Genomic DNA, 17,850 nt, shown 5'->3' on the forward strand with positions numbered 1-17,850 from the left:
GATTAAAATTAAAGGAGAAAAAAAATGAAAAAATATTCTATCGTTATTGCTACAGTTTTAGCATCAGCATCTGTTTTTGCAGAGGAAGCTGCCACCCAAGCAACGACAGTTGCAGCTGCAACAAGTTCTGACAAAGGAATGCTTGCTTTAGCTGCTGCACTTTGTATGGGTATAGCTGTGTTAGGCGGTACTTTTGGTCAAGGAAAAGCAGCTTCTGCTGCATTAGAGGGAATTGCAAGAAATCCAGCAGCTCAGGATAAAATCTTTACCCCTATGTTGTTATCACTAGCTCTTATCGAGTCTTTAGTTATTCTTGGATTCCTAGTAGCCTTTGTAAAAATTGGTGGATTATTATAAGCCCTTGGTTGTTTTAAAGAAGTGATTCTTTTCGAGTAATAGAATTTTTTAAATAAAAATGAAAGCAGCCGTTCTTTTGTTCGGCTGCCTTCATTTTTTTAATGTCTTCATAAATATATTTTTCTCTGTGATTATCGTCTGATAATAAAAAAATAGGAACACCAGTTAGGGAGTTTTTTCCTGATACGATCATTTTTAGTCGTTCTATATAAATAATTTGATTAATTATAGAAAGTTGCTTATGCGAGTATCGCACAGCATCTCCAGACAATTTATAGGGAAAGTATAGCAGAATTTCCCAAATAGGATTTTTTGTTTTAACAGTGAGAGGTTCAACCTTACCTTCTAATAAATTGGCATGAACGAAATCAAGCAAAATCCATTTTTCTCCATCAAAAACAACTTGATCTGTCCAAAAATCTCCAATTTCAATAAAGGGAGCTAATTTTTCTGAAAATTCAAGCAAAGCATCTTCTGCAGCAGTTCTAATGTTATCACCTATTGGAATGGAAAAATTTAAAAATTGAGTTAGGTTAAAGTCTAAATTTACTTTATCAAGCAGTACATATTGTCCTGCTAATTCACTATGAACTTGTGGGATCAATTTAGCTTTTTCTAAAGGAGCCTTATTGCGCATAAAAAAATTTAAAAATTCATAATATGGCAGTTCAAAAACATGGTTGTGAAAAATCCCATTTGCCTTCGGAAGTCTCATTGCAAAAGGGCCAGGGTTAGTCGGATTATCTATTGCTGCTACCTCAATAATTTGAGTTGTATTACCGGCTCCAAGGTAATCGATAAATTGATATCGAGTTTGATTGTCAAAAGTTAAAATATCTCCGCTTTTTAAAGATTTTAACAGATGATTATAATTAAATACGGGCTGTCCTTCAGAAAATAAATATACCTCCTGGTGAGGTATTGCACCTATGATTTTAGCTATAAAGATAAAAAATAAAACAAACTGAACTAAGAACTTGGAAGTGGTATTAAATGGGCCCATCAAGCGCATCTTTCTCGTTATTCAATATTACCATCCTTGTCACAAAAGAGGTCTCAAAAGAAGTCTGGTAAAGAGGTTAATATTTGAATATGAAAGAAAGGTGCCAAAGGAAGCCGTCGTAGGACAAAATAGACTATTTAAAGGAATGATAGTTAAAGAAAATCAATGAAGACGAAATTGAGCTTTACAGCTGTCAAATTAGTATTCATATCTGTAGAAGTCTAAACCGCTTTAACCTAATACTCTTAAAAAAACTCGTTACAAACTGGTGAACCTTGATTTTTAATAACCGTATTTATAAATACTTGTTTACGACTTCTTCCACTCGATGTTTGATTCTATTTAGCCCATCCTGGGTTGAGGACTCGTATCTTAATACTAAGACAGGTTGAGTATTAGAATACCGGCATAGGGCCCAGCCATCTTCGAAAGAAATTCTAATTCCATCTGTTAAATTGACTTTGAAATCAGAGCCACCCTTACCAAAGGACTGAATCATTTTTTCTACAATAAGTATTTTTTTTTCTTCGGTCGTGTCGATTCGAATTTCTGGGGTATTAAAAGCCGTTGGCAATCCTTCCAATAGTTGAGGAATGGTTTTACCCGTTTCGGATAAAATTTCAATTAATCTGAGGGCGGCATAAGGGGCATCGTCGTAACCATAGTTTCTATCAGAGAAAAAAATATGACCGCTCATTTCACCTCCAAAAGGAGCTTTTTCTTCTTTAATCTTCTCTTTGACCAGGCTGTGACCTGTTTTCCACATAATGGGAATTCCTCCATTTTTTTCGATGTCTTGATACATTCTATCTGAACACTTTACGTCACCAATAATTTTGGCGTTTTTAGTCTTTTTAAGAATACTTCTAGAGATAATGACCATGAGCTCATCCCCATAAAGCATTTTTCCAGTATGATCAACGACACCAATGCGATCAGCATCTCCATCGAATCCAATACCACACACAGCTCCAGTTTTTAAGACGGCATTTTTTAGATCAACAAGGTTTTTTTCAACCGTAGGATCTGGGTGATGATTTGGAAAGCTTCCATCTGGAGTTTCAAACAAAATAACGGGATCTAACCCAACAGCATTAAAAAGTCCCCTCACAACAGAGCCTCCAGCCCCATTCCCACAATCTAAAACAACCTTGATGGGTTTGAGATTTCCAAATTCATTTTTATATCGTTGATAATATGTAGGCTTGATATCTATTGAACTTTCCTTTGCCGATCCAGAAATAAAGTCCTTTTTCTCCATAATCTCGCGAAGTTTTTGAATTTCAGACCCAAAAATAGTGCTCTTCCCAAAAGAAATTTTAAAACCATTATATTCTGGAGGATTGTGCGACCCAGTTACTTGAATAGCTCCATCTACATTAGGAACTTCGAAGGTTGAAAAATAGCAGACAGGTGTTGAGACAAGACCTAAATGAATAACATTCACTCCAGACTCAATAAAAGCTTTTGACAGGGATTTTATAATACTTGAACAAGAGTTTCTAGCATCGTGCCCCAAGGTGATGGTCAAATTTGATTTATTAAGCCGTCGAGACAAATAACAAGAGAAAGACTTTCCAAGAAGATAAGCAAAATCATCATCAAAATCTTTGTTATACACTCCGCGAATGTCATATTCTCTAAAAATCACTTTGTTATACATAAGATGGGTCTCCTTAATTTAGAAAACGAAATACAGTGAAATATCCGGGTTAAGCAGTGAATTATTGATGTAAAATCGATGAAAAATCAAGCAGGAAAGAGTAAAAATTCTAAATTGTAAGCTTAACGGCCCACAAGAGCGCATCAATCATTGAATTGGGATTGGCGCGATTGGAACCAAAAAGTTCTTTAGCTGTTCCGTGATCTACGCTGGTTCTTATGAAGGGCAATCCAAGCGTTATATGAACTCCAGAATCTTGGCCATGAATCATTTTGAAGGGAATTAAACCCTGATCATGATAAGCAGCAATATAAACCGAAAACAGGGGCCAATTTTTTTTAAGAAAAGCAGCATCAGGAACCAGACTACCGACAAAATTCAATTTTTTTCGTGTAAAAAATTTTTCTAAATGGGTTTCAGTATAACCTCCAATAATTCCTTTTTCTCCAGCGTGGGGATTTACACCGAGTAAAGCAAATGGCTTGTCTTTAATGGGTTGAGGTAAAAATTTTTGAATGTTCTGTAATGAGCGAATAAAATGAGTGTCATTGAATTTATTAAGACTTTTAGAAACTTTTGCAAGCGGAAGGTGGCCGGTTAATAAAACAACGTTAAAAAATTTTCCTAAAAACAACATGTATAAGTTCTTACAACCAGATACTTTTTGCAAAATTTCAGTATGACCAATCTCTGTATACCCAGAAGATTTAATCAAAGTTTTAGATAATGGTGCCGTAACCATGGCTTGAAAAAAATAAATTTTACTTAGTTTGGCTGCTGAGAAAACCCAATCCGCTGGCGAACGTAGGGAAAAAATAAAAACAATTTTTACTTCAGCAGTTAAATCAGCTGGATTGAATTTGAGAAATCCTTTCGTGTCTTCTTTTATAATTACGAATTTAAAATTATTTTTTAACCTTGCAACAATAGATTTCTGTGAAAAAGGTCCAATATATATAAAAAAAATATAATTTTCAAAAATAGATGGGGGTATTTTTTTAAGAGCTTTGTAGGTTATCTCAAGGCCGATCCCATCAAAATCTCCGGTAGTAATAACAATTTTTTTTTTCATACTTATTCGTTAATTTTTATAAATGAGTCTTCTCTTTTTGCTTGTAACCAAATTTTTAGTTGTCTCTTAAAGTTTTTTTCAACAAGCATCGCGGTAAGTGCTGCTCGTTCTTTTTCAAATTTTGGATCTTTAACTGATTTTTTTTCTAATAGTTTAAAAATATGCAGTCCTTGCTTTGTTTTTAATATAGGGGTGAATTCATTTAATTCAATATTTCGAATAGAGTCTTCGATTTCTTTTGAAAAATCACCTGCCTTAAAAGTTCCTAATAACCCCCCTTGGGAGAATTCAGGATCTTCGCTAAACTGTTCCGCCAGAGTTTCAAATTTTTCGCCTTTTTTAAGGCGATTAAAAACCAACAAGGCTTTTTCTTGAGCTGCTTGAATACCATTTTTTTTGGGGTTAAACAAAATATGAGAAATTTTGTACTCTGCAACTGAATTTTTAGCATGAGGGTTTTTCTTCATAAACTCAGAGAAAGCATCTTCTTCAGTAACACGAATTTTTGAAATAATTTCTGCTTCTAAAAGGCTCTGACGTTCCATCCTAGTTTTTTGAAAATTTTGATATTCAGAGACAGACATTCCTTGAGCTTTAACGGCGGATAATAATTCATCAACGGAGATGTTGTTTCGTTTTGCCATTTCTTTAATATCCAGTTGAACTTTTTCCATGGTAACATTGAGACTTAATCTCTTCACTTCAGAGTCAAGAATTTTTTCGTTGATGAGATAGTCCAACTGAGCTTTTCTATTATTAAGAATTGTCGAAGGATCTCCAGATTCAATCAATGAGTCATCAATCATTGTTGAGGACTTAATTTTTCCTTGTAGAGTTTCAAAATCTGTTTCTAAGATAATTTCTGAATTCACAATGGCCACAATCTTTTCCACAATGGCTGCACTTGAAAAAACTGCGAAATAAAACAGGATCATAAAGAAAACGAGTACACTATTTTTTTTCATTAGATTGTCCTTGGGTTTCTATTTTAAGCGAGTTAATTAACTCGAGATCTTTATAAACCTTACTGCTCCGTAGTTGAGTATCCATCCAAGAAACATACTCGGACTTTTCTTTTAGTTCAATTATTCTTCTTTCAAGTTTAGTTTTAATTTCACTAAATGAGGGAATTGAGTCTGGAGTTTTTTTTTCAACTTTAACAATTAAAAAACCAAAAGGTGTTTTAATTGGAGCGCCAACCTGATTTAGAGGCCATTTAAAAACAGGGTCATAAAAATCAATACTCCCTTTTTCCACCCAACCAAGGATTCCACCATTTTGCCCCTCAGGACCGATAGAGTATTTTTTAGAAAGATCAGAGAATTTTTCTTTTTTTAAGAGTTCCCTGATAAATTCAGCCCGAGCTTCATCTTTTAATACAATTTGGTGAATAAAAACACTTTCTTTTTTGCGAAAGGACTCTTTATTTTCTGCATAAAATGTTTGAAGTTCTTCCTCGGAAGAGGGCTTGATCTTTTTATTAATTTCTTGGGAAACTTTTTTTTCTAATAGATTCATTTTAAGGTTTATTTTCCAATCAGCAAAAGAAATGCCCTCCTCTGCTAAAACCCTACGAAAAGAAAGATCATCGGGGTAAAGACTACGAATATTTTTAACTTCTCTTTCAACGTCTTCTTCCAAAACATCAATTTTGTTCTTAATGGCCCAATCAAGCATGAGACTGCGAACAATAAAGACATTGAGGATTTCGTTTTTTGTTCTTTCATTAACACGAGGATCTTTGGCAGCTAAAGAATCTAAATCTTTTAAACGAATAGCCAGTAAATTTGAAAATTCTTTGACCGTGAGAATATTATTATTCACCTTGGCTACGGGCTTATTTGAGACGAAAGACGATTTATGGAAGCAGGACGACAAGAACAAACTAGAAAATAAACTTATTAATACTGAAAAAAAGAATGAAGAGCTAATAAAATCACTCGAGAAGTGAAGGGTTTGATTTAATAGTATAGGACTTTTTTAATTTTTCCATGTACTCGTCAAAATATCTTTTCCTTTTCTCTTCAAAAACAGCAAGTCTCACGGCACGTTTATTCGCGTTTGAATAGTTTCTTTTATCAGTAAGTTTAATAATATGAAATCCAAATTGAGTTTCAATAATCCCTTTGATTTCACCTATTTTAGAGTTAAGGGCCGCCTCATATAACTGAGGAACAATGGTTATTCGTGATTGCCAACCAGCGTCTCCCCCAACTTGTTTTGAGAGAGGATCATCCGAATAGAGCTTAACAAGTTCAGGAAAGGGTCTCTTTGATTTTTTAACCTCTTCAAAAATAGTTTTTGCTCTGTCCAAAGCCTCAGCCCTTTGTTCGTTATTAGGATTTGGTTTTAATTCAAAAAGGATGTGACTGAATCGCAATTCAGGATTTGATTTGTAGTAGGTCTCCATTTCTTTTTCAGAAATGGGCATATCTTGAATTTTTTGTCCTAATTCTTTTTCGAGTAGGCCTTTATACAATTCTCGCTTCATGGCCTCTTGAACAATGGGATCATTTTCTAATTTTCTTTTTTCAGCCTCTTGGACACCAACTTCAAAACGAATCAATTCTTCCAAAAACTGTTTTCTTGTTGGTGGTAGATTTACAGAAAATTTAGTTGCCCGTTGATATTTTTCAGTAAATTCTTTAAAGGTAATTTTTTTTGAACCAATAGTAGCAACGGTTTCATCAGGACCAGCGGCTGCCAAAGAAGGAATATTGTCGAAATGAAATAGGACCAAAGTTGTAAGCAAAAATAGACGATTCATTTAAAAATCCTTTTTTAAATTAAAATTCAAATCATTACCATAAAACACGAATAACCTAACTCCAAAAATCCTAGCATTGAAGTTATCTTTGAGCAAACAATTCCTGGGCCATTTTTTGCGCTTGAAAGAGAGCCTTCTCTGCGGATTCTGCTAACTCTTGACTTCGCGGGTCCATATCTTTGGAAATTGGCCCAATTGGTCCAGACCAAACAATTTCAATTTTAGCAAATGGCTTTGGCAAATAGGTTTTATTCCACGATTTTGGAAAATGAAAAGCATTATTACAGTAAATACCAGAAACAAATATAGGAGCTTTCATCAACCTAGAGGTCTCAAAAATTCCAGGCTTAACCTTGTGGAGAGGGCCCTTTGGTCCATCAACAGCAAAACTGCAATTTCGATGTTGCTCCTTCATTAAACGAATAAGTCCCTTGAGAGCCTGAACCGCTCCGCGAGTCGAAGATCCTCTAGAGGTTTTTCCACCAACAAGGTGGACGAGGGTGTTCATTATTTCTCCATCCTTGCTTTGAGAAGAAATAGTGGCAATGCGATAGTAGCCGATCAAGGAGAGAAGAACAATTTCATCACCATGAAAATGTCCTAAAATAAAAGGTTCTTTATTGTGAAGGGAATATTTTAATGCTTCTGGCTCGTGAATGCGAATTTTCCAGGTAACCCAGAAAGCACGGTAGATAATCCAAATTATTACGGGAAGGATATATTTTCTTAAAAGCATGAGAATTATTTATTTAAGACTTTTTTAAATTCTTCAATAAGCTTGGGAACGATTTCTGCGAAGTCTCCAACAATGCCGTAGGTTGCTTTTTGAAAAATCGGGGCATTGCCATCATTATTTATAGCCACAATGACTTTACTTCCTGTCATTCCTGCCAAGTGCTGAATAGCTCCAGAAATTCCAACAGCAATGTAGAGAGTGGGCGCCACTGTTTTTCCCGTTTGCCCTACTTGCATAGAATGAGGCACCCATCCGGCATCCACCACAGCCCTTGAGGCGCCTACAGTAGCACCCAAAACTTGGGCTAAATCTTCTAGAAGTTTAAATCCACCCGCTTCTTTTAAACCTCTCCCGCCTGAGACAATAATATTTGCTTCAGTTAGATCCAATTTTTCAGAAGTTCCCTTGACGATTTCTTTTAAGAGAACACCCAGGTTAGGCTTAGCAAAGGAGAGCTCTTGAATTGGTGCTGTTTTCGTTGTGTCCGCAGGGTTCACATTCAGCTGGTTGGCCCTCATAAGTACGATTTTAAGAGTTGAATTCTGGAATTGATGGGTTGAAAAACATTTTCCAGAATAAAGAGGTTTTTTGGCTGAAATGATGTCGTTAGACAATGTCAACTCTGTGGCATCGGAAACAATTCCTGTGTTTAGCCGAGCCGCCAACTTGGGAAATAAATCTTTACCGGTCGCAGAAGCGTTGGCTAATAAAATTGAAGCTTGCGAAGTTTTATAAGCTCCTTCAATAGCGCAAGCGTAGAGTTCGGGATTATAACCATCCAAGCTTGGATCAGAGAAGGTGTACACAAGACTGGCGCCATGCTGAGCCGCTTGTTGAGCTACCGTTTTGGCATGCGCGCCTAAAACAATACCAATAACTTCAGTTTGCTGCCTGCTAGCAAACTGAAGTAGCTCTTGAGAGCTGCGTTTTAATAATTGATTTTGATGTTCACAAAAAACAAGAATTTTATTCATAATTTTCTCCTACAATACCTTGGCATCGTCTCTTAAAAGTTTAACTAGTTCTGTGACCTGGGCATCCGCATTTCCTGAAATCATTTTTACTGGACTTTTGTCTGCGGGAAAAGAAAAAGTCGTTTGTTTAACCTTGATATCTGTTGGGCCCATATCCAATTGCGAAAAAGCATATTCTTTTAAGACCTTTTTCTTTGCTTTCATAATTCCAGGTAAGCTGGCATATCTTGGTGTATTTAATCCTTTATTTGCAGTGACAAGACAGGGAAGGGAAATTTCAAAAACTTCCTTAGCTCCCCCATCTACATCTCTTTCTACCTTAAGTGATGTACCGAGATATTCTATTTTGCTGACCACGCTGACATGGGGAATTTTTAAAAACTCTGCTAGCATGGGCCCAACAGAATTCCCATTATCATCAATGGCAAGTTTTCCGGTGTAAATTAAATCAGGAGCACCTTCAGCTTGAATAACCTTAGCCAAACATTTAGCCGTGGCATAACCGTCAACATCTGTTGGAGCATCAATTAAAATACCTTCATCAGCACCCATAGCCAAAGCTGTTCTTAATACCTCGGAGACACGTTGTTTGGGGCCCAAAGTTAAAACAAAAACTTGGGTTGAGGGATTTTTTTCCTTAAATTTAACGGCCTCTTCAACAGCGTATTCATCATAAGGATTTAAAATCCACTTAATGCCTTGAGGGTCAACAGAGGAATTATCGGGTAAAAATTTAACCTTGGTTTCCGTGTCTGGCACTTGCTTTACACAAACAAAAATTTTCATAGACCACCTACTTTACAAATATAATTTTTTAGAGCTTGGTTATGTTACCGCTTAACGTTCACATTCTAACCACACCCTAACATAGACATCAAACTTCTAAAAAAAACAAAAAAATAGAAAAATTAACGTTCTGCAAAACCAAGCGATTTGCATCATATTATTTTAGACAATTTTTAATTATGGAAGTAATAATTAAGTTTGCAAAAAAGGAAAAAATAAGATGAAGAAGTTTTTTTGTTCCACAGTGGGGAAGAAATACCTAATGGGCTTGTCTGGTTTTGTATGGGCAGCATTTATTTTTGTTCATATGGCTGGCAATATGCTTATTTTAATTAGCTCAGATTTATACAATGCCTATGGAAACGCCATTGTTACCAATAAGCCCCTTTTATTTTTAACAGAGGCTGTTTTGATCGGCGCGCTACTCACCCATGTTTTGTGTGCTGTTTCCTTAACAAAAGGCAATCGTGCAGCTCGAAATTCAAGATATGCAATCTCTCCCAACGGAGAAAAAGCTCCCTCTTTTGCTTCTCAATGGATGGCGGTCCACGGTTCGATCATTTTGGTTTTTATTATCTCTCATTTGATCACTTTTAAATATGGAGCCTATTATGAAACCACAGTTCATGGGGTCGTGATGCGTGATTTAGCTCGTTTAATCTATGATGTTCTTCACCAACCAGCGGCATTTAGTTGGTATCTTGTTTCTTTAGTTCTTCTTGGTTTTCATTTGACCCACGGAGTGAGATCTATTTTTCAATCCTTCGGTTTGTTACATCCAGCTTATCAACCCCTCATTCAAAAAGCAGGAATCGTTTATGCGATTGTTGTGGCTGGGGGCTTTATTTCACAAGCGGTTTTTGTATTTTTCACGGCCACCATGACGGCGTCTTAACGTAACTAAAATTTTATCGGAGATAAAACAATGGCAATAAATTTAGATAGCAAAGTTCCTTCAGGCCCTATCGAGTCAAAATGGACCAACCATAAATTCAATATGAAGTTAGTAAATCCAGCCAACAAAAGAAAACACTCGGTCATTGTTGTTGGAACAGGTCTAGCTGGGGCTTCTGCAGCTGCTGCTCTTGGAGAATTGGGTTACAAAGTCAAAGCTTTTTGCGTTCACGAGTCCCCAAGAAGAGCTCACTCCGTAGCGGCGCAGGGCGGAATCAATGCGGCTAAAAATTATCAAAATGATGGAGATTCGGTTCACAGATTGTTTTATGACACTATTAAGGGCGGAGATTTTAGAGCACGTGAAGCCAATGTTCATCGCTTGGCTGAGGTTTCTGCGGCAATCATCGATACCTGTGTTGCTCAAGGCGTGCCCTTTGCTCGTGAGTATGGCGGCTTGCTTGCCAATCGATCTTTCGGAGGGGCTCAGGTTTCAAGAACTTTCTATGCTCGAGGGCAAACAGGACAGCAGCTTTTAATAGGTGCTTATTCAGCAATGATGAGACAAGTCGATCTAGGTCAGGTGGAGCTTAACACCCGAAGAGAAATGCTAGATGTTGTTGTGATTGATGGTAAAGCTCGTGGCGTGACCATGAGAAATTTGCTCACAGGTCAGATTGAATCTTACGAAGCCGATGCCGTCATTGTTGCCACTGGCGGTTATGCAAATGTTTTTTATCTATCAACAAACGCTATGGCCTGTGCGGTAACTGCAGCGTGGAAAGCTCACAAACGCGGGGCTTTGTTTGCTAATCCTTGCTACACACAAATTCATCCAACATGCATTCCTGTTCATGGTGAGAATCAGTCAAAATTGACCTTGATGTCAGAATCATTAAGAAATGATGGACGAGTTTGGGTACCAAAAAATAAAAATGAAAAACGACAAGCTTATGATGTTCCAGAAACAGATAGAGACTACTTTTTAGAAAGGATCTATCCAAGCTTTGGAAATCTAGCACCTAGAGATGTAGCCTCCCGGCAGGCGAAATTTAGATGTGACGAAGGTTTTGGAGTGGGTGAAGGTCAGGCCGTTTATTTAGATTTTAAAGATGCAATTCAAAGATATGGTGAAGATAAAATTTCTGAAAAATACGGAAATCTTTTTCAAATGTATGATAAAATAACTGGTGAAAACCCCTACAAAACGCCGATGAAAATTTATCCAGCTCCCCATTACACTATGGGAGGTCTTTGGGTTGATTACAATTTAATGAGTACAGTTCCAGGATTATTTGTTGCTGGAGAGGCTAATTTTTCTGATCATGGAGCCAACCGATTGGGAGCTTCTGCTTTGATGCAAGGTTTGGCTGATGGATATTTCGTTCTTCCCTATTCTGTAGGTGACTATATTGCTAGCACCAAACTTGAAAAAATAAATACGGATCATCAAGCATTTAAAGATACTAAAAATGAAGTGGAAACTGAAGTAAGTCGATTAATGAATATCAAAGGCGCACGAACTGTAGAAAGCTTCCATAAAGAGCTTGGTCGTGTGATGTGGGATAAATGTGGTATGTCTAGAGAAAAACAAGGCCTTCAAGAAGCCATTGTAAAAATTGGTAAAATCAAAGAAGAATTTTGGACCAACGTAAGAATTCCAGGCGATGCGAATTATTTAAATCCTGAGCTTGAAAAAGCAGGGAGAGTTGCAGACTTTATCGAGTTGGGTGAATTGATGTGCAAAGATGCTCTGGAGCGAGAAGAATCCTGTGGGGGGCACTTCCGCGAAGAACATCAAGAAAATGGAGAAGCCAAAAGAAATGATGAAAAATTCTGTCATGTTGCCGCCTGGGAATGGAATGGGGACAAAAAACCACAAACCAGACATACAGAAGAGCTTAAGTTTGAAAATGTAAAACTATCAACTAGAAGTTACAAATAGGAAGTGAGTATGGCAGGTAAAACGATTAATTTAGTTTTAAAAGTATGGCGACAAAAAGGATCTAAAGAAGAAGGTCAGTTTAAAGAATATGAAGCAAAAAATATTTCAACAGACGCCTCTTTTTTAGAAATGTTAGACGCTGTAAATGAAGAGCTGATTTCAAAAGGTGATGATCCCATTGCTTTTGACCACGACTGTCGTGAGGGAATTTGTGGTACTTGTGGATTTATGATTAACGGAAATGCTCATGGTCCACAAAAATCAACAACAGTCTGTCAACTACATATGCGTCACTTTGTTGATGGAGAAGCTGTGACCCTTGAGCCTTGGCGAGCCACCGCGTTTCCAATTATTAAAGACCTCATGGTCGATCGCTCTGCCTTTGATAGAATTATCAAATCTGGTGGGTATATTTCTGTAAATACAGGGAATGCTCCAGATGGAAATGTGTTACCTATTCCCAAACAAGATGTAGACGAAGCTTTTAACTCAGCTGCGTGCATTGGTTGTGGTGCCTGTGTGGCCTCTTGTAAAAATGCCTCAGCCGCCTTATTTACGTCAGCCAAGATCACTCACCTGGCTTTATTGCCCCAAGGAAAAGTGGAAAAGGATCAGCGAGCACTTCGAATGATTTCGCAGATGGATGAAGAGGGTTTTGGAGCCTGCACGAGCACGGGAACTTGCTCTGCTTCCTGCCCAAAAGATATTAGCCTTATTAATATTGCCAGTATGAATATGGATTATTTAAAAGCAAGTATTACCAAAAAACCAGAAATTGAATCTGGCGGCGGTGCTTAAGATCGTTTTTTGAAAAATATCGATTCATAGACCTTGGTCCTTTTTATTTCTATAGACAAAAGTATAAATCAGTACTTTCTAAAGTATTGATTTATCTACACGCATCCGCTCTTATCTTATTCCTAAGTCTAATTTTTTATTCTGCTTAAGAAACAATCATTACAAGTAACCCGCTGACCTATACCGTAAATAAATAGATTTATAAATAAAATGAAAAAAATCTCTAAAAAAAAATCTCAAGGAGGGGAAATGAGACTTTTAGTAGGATTTGTATTATTATCATTTGGGGCGTTAGCGGGCAAACCAGAGTCTGTTCCTGGAGAGTTTATTGTTACTTTTAAAAATAACAAAAATGCGGTCAAATTACTTGCAGAGAATTTCGGGAAAAAAATAAATAGCGAAGTAAATATGATTTCGCCTACTTTAAGGATCGCACATATTAGATCAAACGCTGTCATCACATCTGAAGCTTTTGTTTCAAGTATTAAAAATGATCCCAATGTTGACATTGTTGAACCCAACTATATCTATCACGCCAATTATTCCTTTGGGAACAAAGCTAATGATCCCTTATTTGGAAAGCTTTGGGGTTTAAACAACACAGGTCAGCCTGATCCGAGCGGTCAAGCTGGTGAGCCTGGAATAGATATTAATGCTTTAAAGGCTTGGCAAGTCCAAACAGGTTCAAAAGATGTTGTTGTGGCGGTCATTGATACAGGAGTTAATTATAAAAGTCTTGATTTGAAAGAAAATATCTGGACTAACGAAGCAGAAAGAAAAGGAAAAAAAGGGATTGATGATGATAAAAATGGTTTTATTGATGATGTCTATGGTTGGAATTTTGTAAAAAACAATAATAACCCCATCGACGATCAAGGCCACGGGTCTCATTGTTCAGGAACTATTGGGGCCAAAGGAAACGATGGTAAAGGTATCGTAGGAGTCAATTGGAACACACGAATCATGTCACTCAAATTCCTAGATAGCGGTGGTTCTGGAACTCTTGAAAATGCTCTTAAAGCCATTGATTATGCAACTAAAAACGGAGCTCGAGTGATGAGTAACTCTTGGGGCGGTGGAGGATTTTCTGAAACCTTGAAGCAAGCAATTGAAAGAGCTCATAAAGCAAACGTCATTTTTATCGCTGCTGCTGGAAATGAATCAAATAACAATGATGATAACCCGTCCTATCCCGCAAGTTATGATGTTCCTAACGTTATTTCTGTAGCGGCCATTGATAACAAAGGCGTTATGGCGAGTTTTTCAAATTATGGAAAAAACACAGTTCATATCGCAGCTCCCGGTGTAAATATTTTTTCAACTACCAACAAAGGATATGACTCATGGTCTGGAACATCCATGGCAACTCCCCATGTCTCTGGGGTTGCGGCTTTGGTATTGGCCCAATATCCAGAGATGACAAATCTTCAATTGAAAGAACTAATATTAAAAACAGCACGACCTTTAAAAACGTTACGAGGAAAAACAAAAACAGCTGGACTTGTTGATGCCTATGCCGCTCTCATGCAAATAGTTCCAGCTCCTGATATGGAAGATCCAGCCAACTGGCAAACGGTCTCCTATCAATTGTCTTCAGAGCATCCGTACAAAACAGAAAGCAAATCCACTTGGGAAGTCACTGTTCCAGATGCTAAAGAAATTTCCTTATACTTTCAAAAATTTGAAACAGAGTATAATTATGACACTTTAAAGTTATATGATATTGATGGAAATTTGTTACAAACAATTTCAGGAAACCAAACAGATTCATTTAGTCCGGCGATCAAAGGAAATTATGTAAAAGTAGTCTTAGAATCAGATAAATCACAAGAAAAATACGGTTTTGATATCAGTAAAGTGGCGTATAGGTAAGCAAGATTATACTGGCATCAAAAAAATTATGAAATAAAAACAAATCATTGCAAAGGCAACTGAGGCATAGGTCTGTGCAGGCAATCCTATGTCATATAGTTAACCAGATGGTTCCAATTAATGTTCTGCATGGATTCTCTATTATGCTATAAGCATGTAAGATATCGAATTCTTTCATTTAAATCAAATTATTTTCTTTTTTGAGTCAAGATTTTTTGGCATCAAACTTGTATTTATTATGAGGATGAGTAAAGTTTTCCAAGTATTATTAATGATGTTGTTTTTTACTTTTAATGTTTTCTCTGAAGATTTGTGTAAAAGAAATTATAAAAAGTCATCCGAAAAAATTGATCAATATAAGGACGCTAACAGTAAAACGTCTTTTGCCTCTAGATATAATTTATCAGAAATGGACCCTTTTTATGGATTAGATTCAAATTGGGTTGAATTTTTGAAATATGAAAGAGAAAAAAATGTTTATCTTTTAAATGCAAAAAATATAGAAAAAGACGAACTTTCAACATTTGTACTTTTGAAGTTTAAAGTGCCTCGTGATCAAAATGAAAATGATGTCTTTACGTCTATACAACTAAATAGAAATGAAAAATTAGTATTATTTGATTCTGAAACCGAAACAGAGACAATTTCCTATTTCGTTAAAGCCACATCCAAAAAAGAAGTAGCTTATTTAATAGAAAAATTTGGTATGCCAACAAAAGAGTTACTTGCTGTTAAATTATCTGGTAGGTCGTCGATATTAATTTGGGATCCTCAAGGTAGTTTCACTCCAATTGTTTTAAAGATGGATAGTTATTCGAATCGACATATGAAACAAGGAGTTATTGGAACTGACATACTTGATGAGTTAAATTCATCAGAGTTTAGAATACTGAAAGAGAAGTCGGTTGTAACTATTAGGGTTGGAAATTTTTATAATCGTTATTTACTTCGTGATGTTTCTGAAATAACAGCTTCATTTTCTTCTGCAAGAAAAATATACCCACTTCATGGTTTTATTGGATCAGATTTAATTGAACAAATGGCAAGTTTAATGAAAATAAATAAAGAGGAGTGGGTTAAAAGAGAATACTTACCAGCACTGGCTAAGAAAATTGCAAATCAGAACTTTAAATTAGGAGTTTACCTTCAAAATCACACCCAAAACACATTAATTGAACTTGATCCGTTAACAGGAAAAATAACGGATTTTGTTTTCAAAGATATACAAGACATGATGGTCGATAATTATGTTTTTGATCAAAACGCAAATTTAAATTTAACGAAGTCGATAGACATGGTGTTAAATAAATATTTTCAGGATAATTCATATTTAGCTAGAAAAAGGGGGAAAGAAATTGGAATACATTTCGCGCTATATGATTTTCAGTCAATTATATCTTTAACCCAAGACCCGGTTCTTTCAAGAAAATATGTTGGAATATATCTTAAAAATTATATTGAAGAGGTTGATAAATTAACGAATAGAAAATTAAATCTAAGTGATGAAAGTCAAAGTTTATTGGAAAACTTAGAATATGGATTAGAGGCAAACACCATTGAGTCTTCGAAACTAAGTCATCTTCAATCTGTGGCAGCTCGAATTTTGAATAATGTGTACGAACAATATATTCGTTCTGAGTTTTATGGTCTTAATATGGAAAATTTTAAATATGATCAAGGAAAGTTATATAGTCTGTTCTATCTTTTTCATTTACAGGGTAAGATTATTCAAACTTCTCCTGAGGCCAGCATAACCGCAAAATATGGTGTTTATGGGAATAGATTGATATTATTTGACCCTAAAAAACAAAAAGTCATTGCTGTTTCGATAAGGCTTTCAGATAAACAAATTTCTGAGATCAAAGAAGAGGTAATGGGAAGCCCTAAAAGATTAGATGTTGCCAAAGTTGCGTTGAAAAAAATGGAAAATGTAGCAAAAACAACAAAAATTGAATTAGAAGTCGAGGCAGGGATTCTGAAAAGGGAAATGAATGAATTATTAAAAGAGATAATTAAAGTATTTAAATTTTTCAAATTTTAATGGTTTAATACACACTTATCCGCAGGTTATTCTTTGGTCTTATTAATAAAATTTTCAATCTTAAGGTTAATATAATCTGGAAAATCTAATTGAGTGCAGTGACTGCCATAAGGGACTCGAACGAGTTCGGAGCCTTTGATTTTCGTGGCCATTTCTGTTTGGAAGGTTTTAGGGGTTACATTGTCTTCATCGCCGGAAATGATAAGAGTTGGGACGTCGATCTTTTTTAAAATCATGTCCCCATCAAAATTCATCATGTCTTCAAAAAATGAGAGGAAGACGTGGATGTCCAGGTGAGCCACTCCTTTTGCATAGACTTCAATATCTTTAAAATGTGTTAATTTTAAATTAAACCCGCCGAGCATGGCGGCGGCCCTCATGGAGATAGGATTATAAACAGCCCACTTCCATAGTTGAGTAAAAAATATGGGTGATTCTTGAAATTGTTTTCGAAAGAAATGAAAAAAAGGCTCGATGACGTCGAGACCAAACATTCCTTTTATAGGGTTTCTAGAAAAACCATTTATGAGGCTAATGGAGAGAAACTTTTCTGGAAACTGATTGAAGGCTGAAAAAATAATGGGAGCCCCAAAGCTGTGGCCAACAAAATGAGCCGCATTGATTCCTAAGCTTTCTAAAAGGGAGTTAATGTCTTTTGCGGCAGAGGATATATTGATGTTTTGTGGATTCGTAATGGGATTGCTCTGATGGTGACCACGAATATCAAAAGTGATCACACAAAAATTTTTGGAAAAATATTTAATTTGATGATGCCAATGGTTCATTAAACATGCGATCCCATAGACAAACACAATAGCCTCGCCTTTTCCTCTTGTTTCATAGTAGATGGTACTTCCATCAAATGATTTGATCTTGCCTGATGATTTCTCAAAAATTTCAACCAAGTTTGTTTCCTTGTTTCTGTGTTTTCAGGGGTAAAAG

The 17,850-nt window shown here is 36.1% G+C and carries 16 protein-coding genes; 6 read left to right on the top strand and 10 right to left on the bottom strand.

What is annotated here, in order from left to right:
• The first annotated feature begins 24 nt into the window (after nucleotides 1-24).
• Nucleotides 25-357 (top strand): ATP synthase F0 subunit C, encoded by a 333-nt coding sequence (locus J0M15_01195; protein ID MBN8535642.1) that lies wholly within the window; start codon nucleotides 25-27, stop codon nucleotides 355-357.
• 13 nt (nucleotides 358-370) lie between these two features.
• Here the strand turns inward: J0M15_01195 and J0M15_01200 are convergent, their stop codons facing one another.
• From J0M15_01200 to J0M15_01240, 9 genes are all read right to left on the bottom strand, one after another.
• Nucleotides 371-1,360 (bottom strand): hypothetical protein, encoded by a 990-nt coding sequence (locus tag J0M15_01200; protein ID MBN8535643.1) that lies wholly within the window; start codon nucleotides 1,358-1,360, stop codon nucleotides 371-373.
• A gap of 295 nt (nucleotides 1,361-1,655) precedes the next feature.
• Nucleotides 1,656-3,023 carry a phosphomannomutase/phosphoglucomutase gene (locus tag J0M15_01205; protein MBN8535644.1) on the bottom strand — a complete coding sequence of 456 codons (1,368 nt, stop codon included), beginning with the start codon at nucleotides 3,021-3,023 and terminating at the stop codon, nucleotides 1,656-1,658.
• A 109-nt stretch (nucleotides 3,024-3,132) separates the two neighbouring features.
• Nucleotides 3,133-4,095: a 4-hydroxythreonine-4-phosphate dehydrogenase PdxA gene (locus J0M15_01210; GenBank protein MBN8535645.1), complete on the bottom strand. Its 963-nt coding sequence runs from the start codon at nucleotides 4,093-4,095 to the stop codon at nucleotides 3,133-3,135.
• A 2-nt stretch (nucleotides 4,096-4,097) separates the two neighbouring features.
• Complete coding sequence (locus tag J0M15_01215) at nucleotides 4,098-5,030, bottom strand: peptidylprolyl isomerase (protein MBN8535646.1); 933 nt, start codon at nucleotides 5,028-5,030, stop codon at nucleotides 4,098-4,100.
• Between the two features lie 16 nt (nucleotides 5,031-5,046).
• Nucleotides 5,047-5,979 carry a peptidyl-prolyl cis-trans isomerase gene (locus J0M15_01220; GenBank protein MBN8535647.1) on the bottom strand — a complete coding sequence of 311 codons (933 nt, stop codon included), beginning with the start codon at nucleotides 5,977-5,979 and terminating at the stop codon, nucleotides 5,047-5,049.
• Between the two features lie 52 nt (nucleotides 5,980-6,031).
• Nucleotides 6,032-6,862, bottom strand: coding sequence for a peptidylprolyl isomerase (locus J0M15_01225; protein ID MBN8535648.1), 831 nt, complete (start codon nucleotides 6,860-6,862; stop codon nucleotides 6,032-6,034).
• Between the two features lie 82 nt (nucleotides 6,863-6,944).
• A complete protein-coding gene (locus J0M15_01230; protein MBN8535649.1) occupies nucleotides 6,945-7,598 on the bottom strand; it encodes a DUF374 domain-containing protein in 654 nt (217 codons plus the stop codon).
• Nucleotides 7,599-7,603: 5 nt separating this feature from the next.
• A complete protein-coding gene (locus J0M15_01235) occupies nucleotides 7,604-8,572 on the bottom strand; it encodes an electron transfer flavoprotein subunit alpha/FixB family protein (GenBank protein MBN8535650.1) in 969 nt (322 codons plus the stop codon).
• A gap of 9 nt (nucleotides 8,573-8,581) precedes the next feature.
• On the bottom strand, nucleotides 8,582-9,358 hold the full coding sequence (locus J0M15_01240; protein MBN8535651.1) for an electron transfer flavoprotein subunit beta/FixA family protein: 777 nt from the start codon (nucleotides 9,356-9,358) through the stop codon (nucleotides 8,582-8,584).
• 220 nt (nucleotides 9,359-9,578) lie between these two features.
• On the opposite strand from J0M15_01240, the gene J0M15_01245 reads away from it, so the two are divergent.
• The 5 genes from J0M15_01245 (at nucleotide 9,579) to J0M15_01265 (ending at nucleotide 16,908) form a co-directional block, all read left to right on the top strand.
• A complete protein-coding gene (locus J0M15_01245; protein MBN8535652.1) occupies nucleotides 9,579-10,253 on the top strand; it encodes a succinate dehydrogenase cytochrome b subunit in 675 nt (224 codons plus the stop codon).
• 36 nt (nucleotides 10,254-10,289) lie between these two features.
• A complete protein-coding gene (locus J0M15_01250; GenBank protein MBN8535653.1) occupies nucleotides 10,290-12,197 on the top strand; it encodes a fumarate reductase/succinate dehydrogenase flavoprotein subunit in 1,908 nt (635 codons plus the stop codon).
• 9 nt (nucleotides 12,198-12,206) lie between these two features.
• Nucleotides 12,207-12,995, top strand: coding sequence for a succinate dehydrogenase/fumarate reductase iron-sulfur subunit (locus J0M15_01255; protein MBN8535654.1), 789 nt, complete (start codon nucleotides 12,207-12,209; stop codon nucleotides 12,993-12,995).
• A gap of 249 nt (nucleotides 12,996-13,244) precedes the next feature.
• Nucleotides 13,245-14,867 (top strand): S8 family serine peptidase, encoded by a 1,623-nt coding sequence (locus tag J0M15_01260; protein MBN8535655.1) that lies wholly within the window; start codon nucleotides 13,245-13,247, stop codon nucleotides 14,865-14,867.
• Between the two features lie 244 nt (nucleotides 14,868-15,111).
• Nucleotides 15,112-16,908 (top strand): hypothetical protein, encoded by a 1,797-nt coding sequence (locus tag J0M15_01265; protein ID MBN8535656.1) that lies wholly within the window; start codon nucleotides 15,112-15,114, stop codon nucleotides 16,906-16,908.
• A 26-nt stretch (nucleotides 16,909-16,934) separates the two neighbouring features.
• Here the strand turns inward: J0M15_01265 and J0M15_01270 are convergent, their stop codons facing one another.
• Entirely contained in the window at nucleotides 16,935-17,813 is an 879-nt protein-coding gene (locus tag J0M15_01270) for an alpha/beta hydrolase (GenBank protein MBN8535657.1), read from the bottom strand.
• Between the last annotated feature and the right edge of the window lie 37 nt (nucleotides 17,814-17,850).

Source organism: Deltaproteobacteria bacterium, from assembly GCA_017302835.1.
Taxonomy (GTDB): Bacteria; Bdellovibrionota; Bdellovibrionia; order Bdellovibrionales; family Bdellovibrionaceae; genus UBA2316.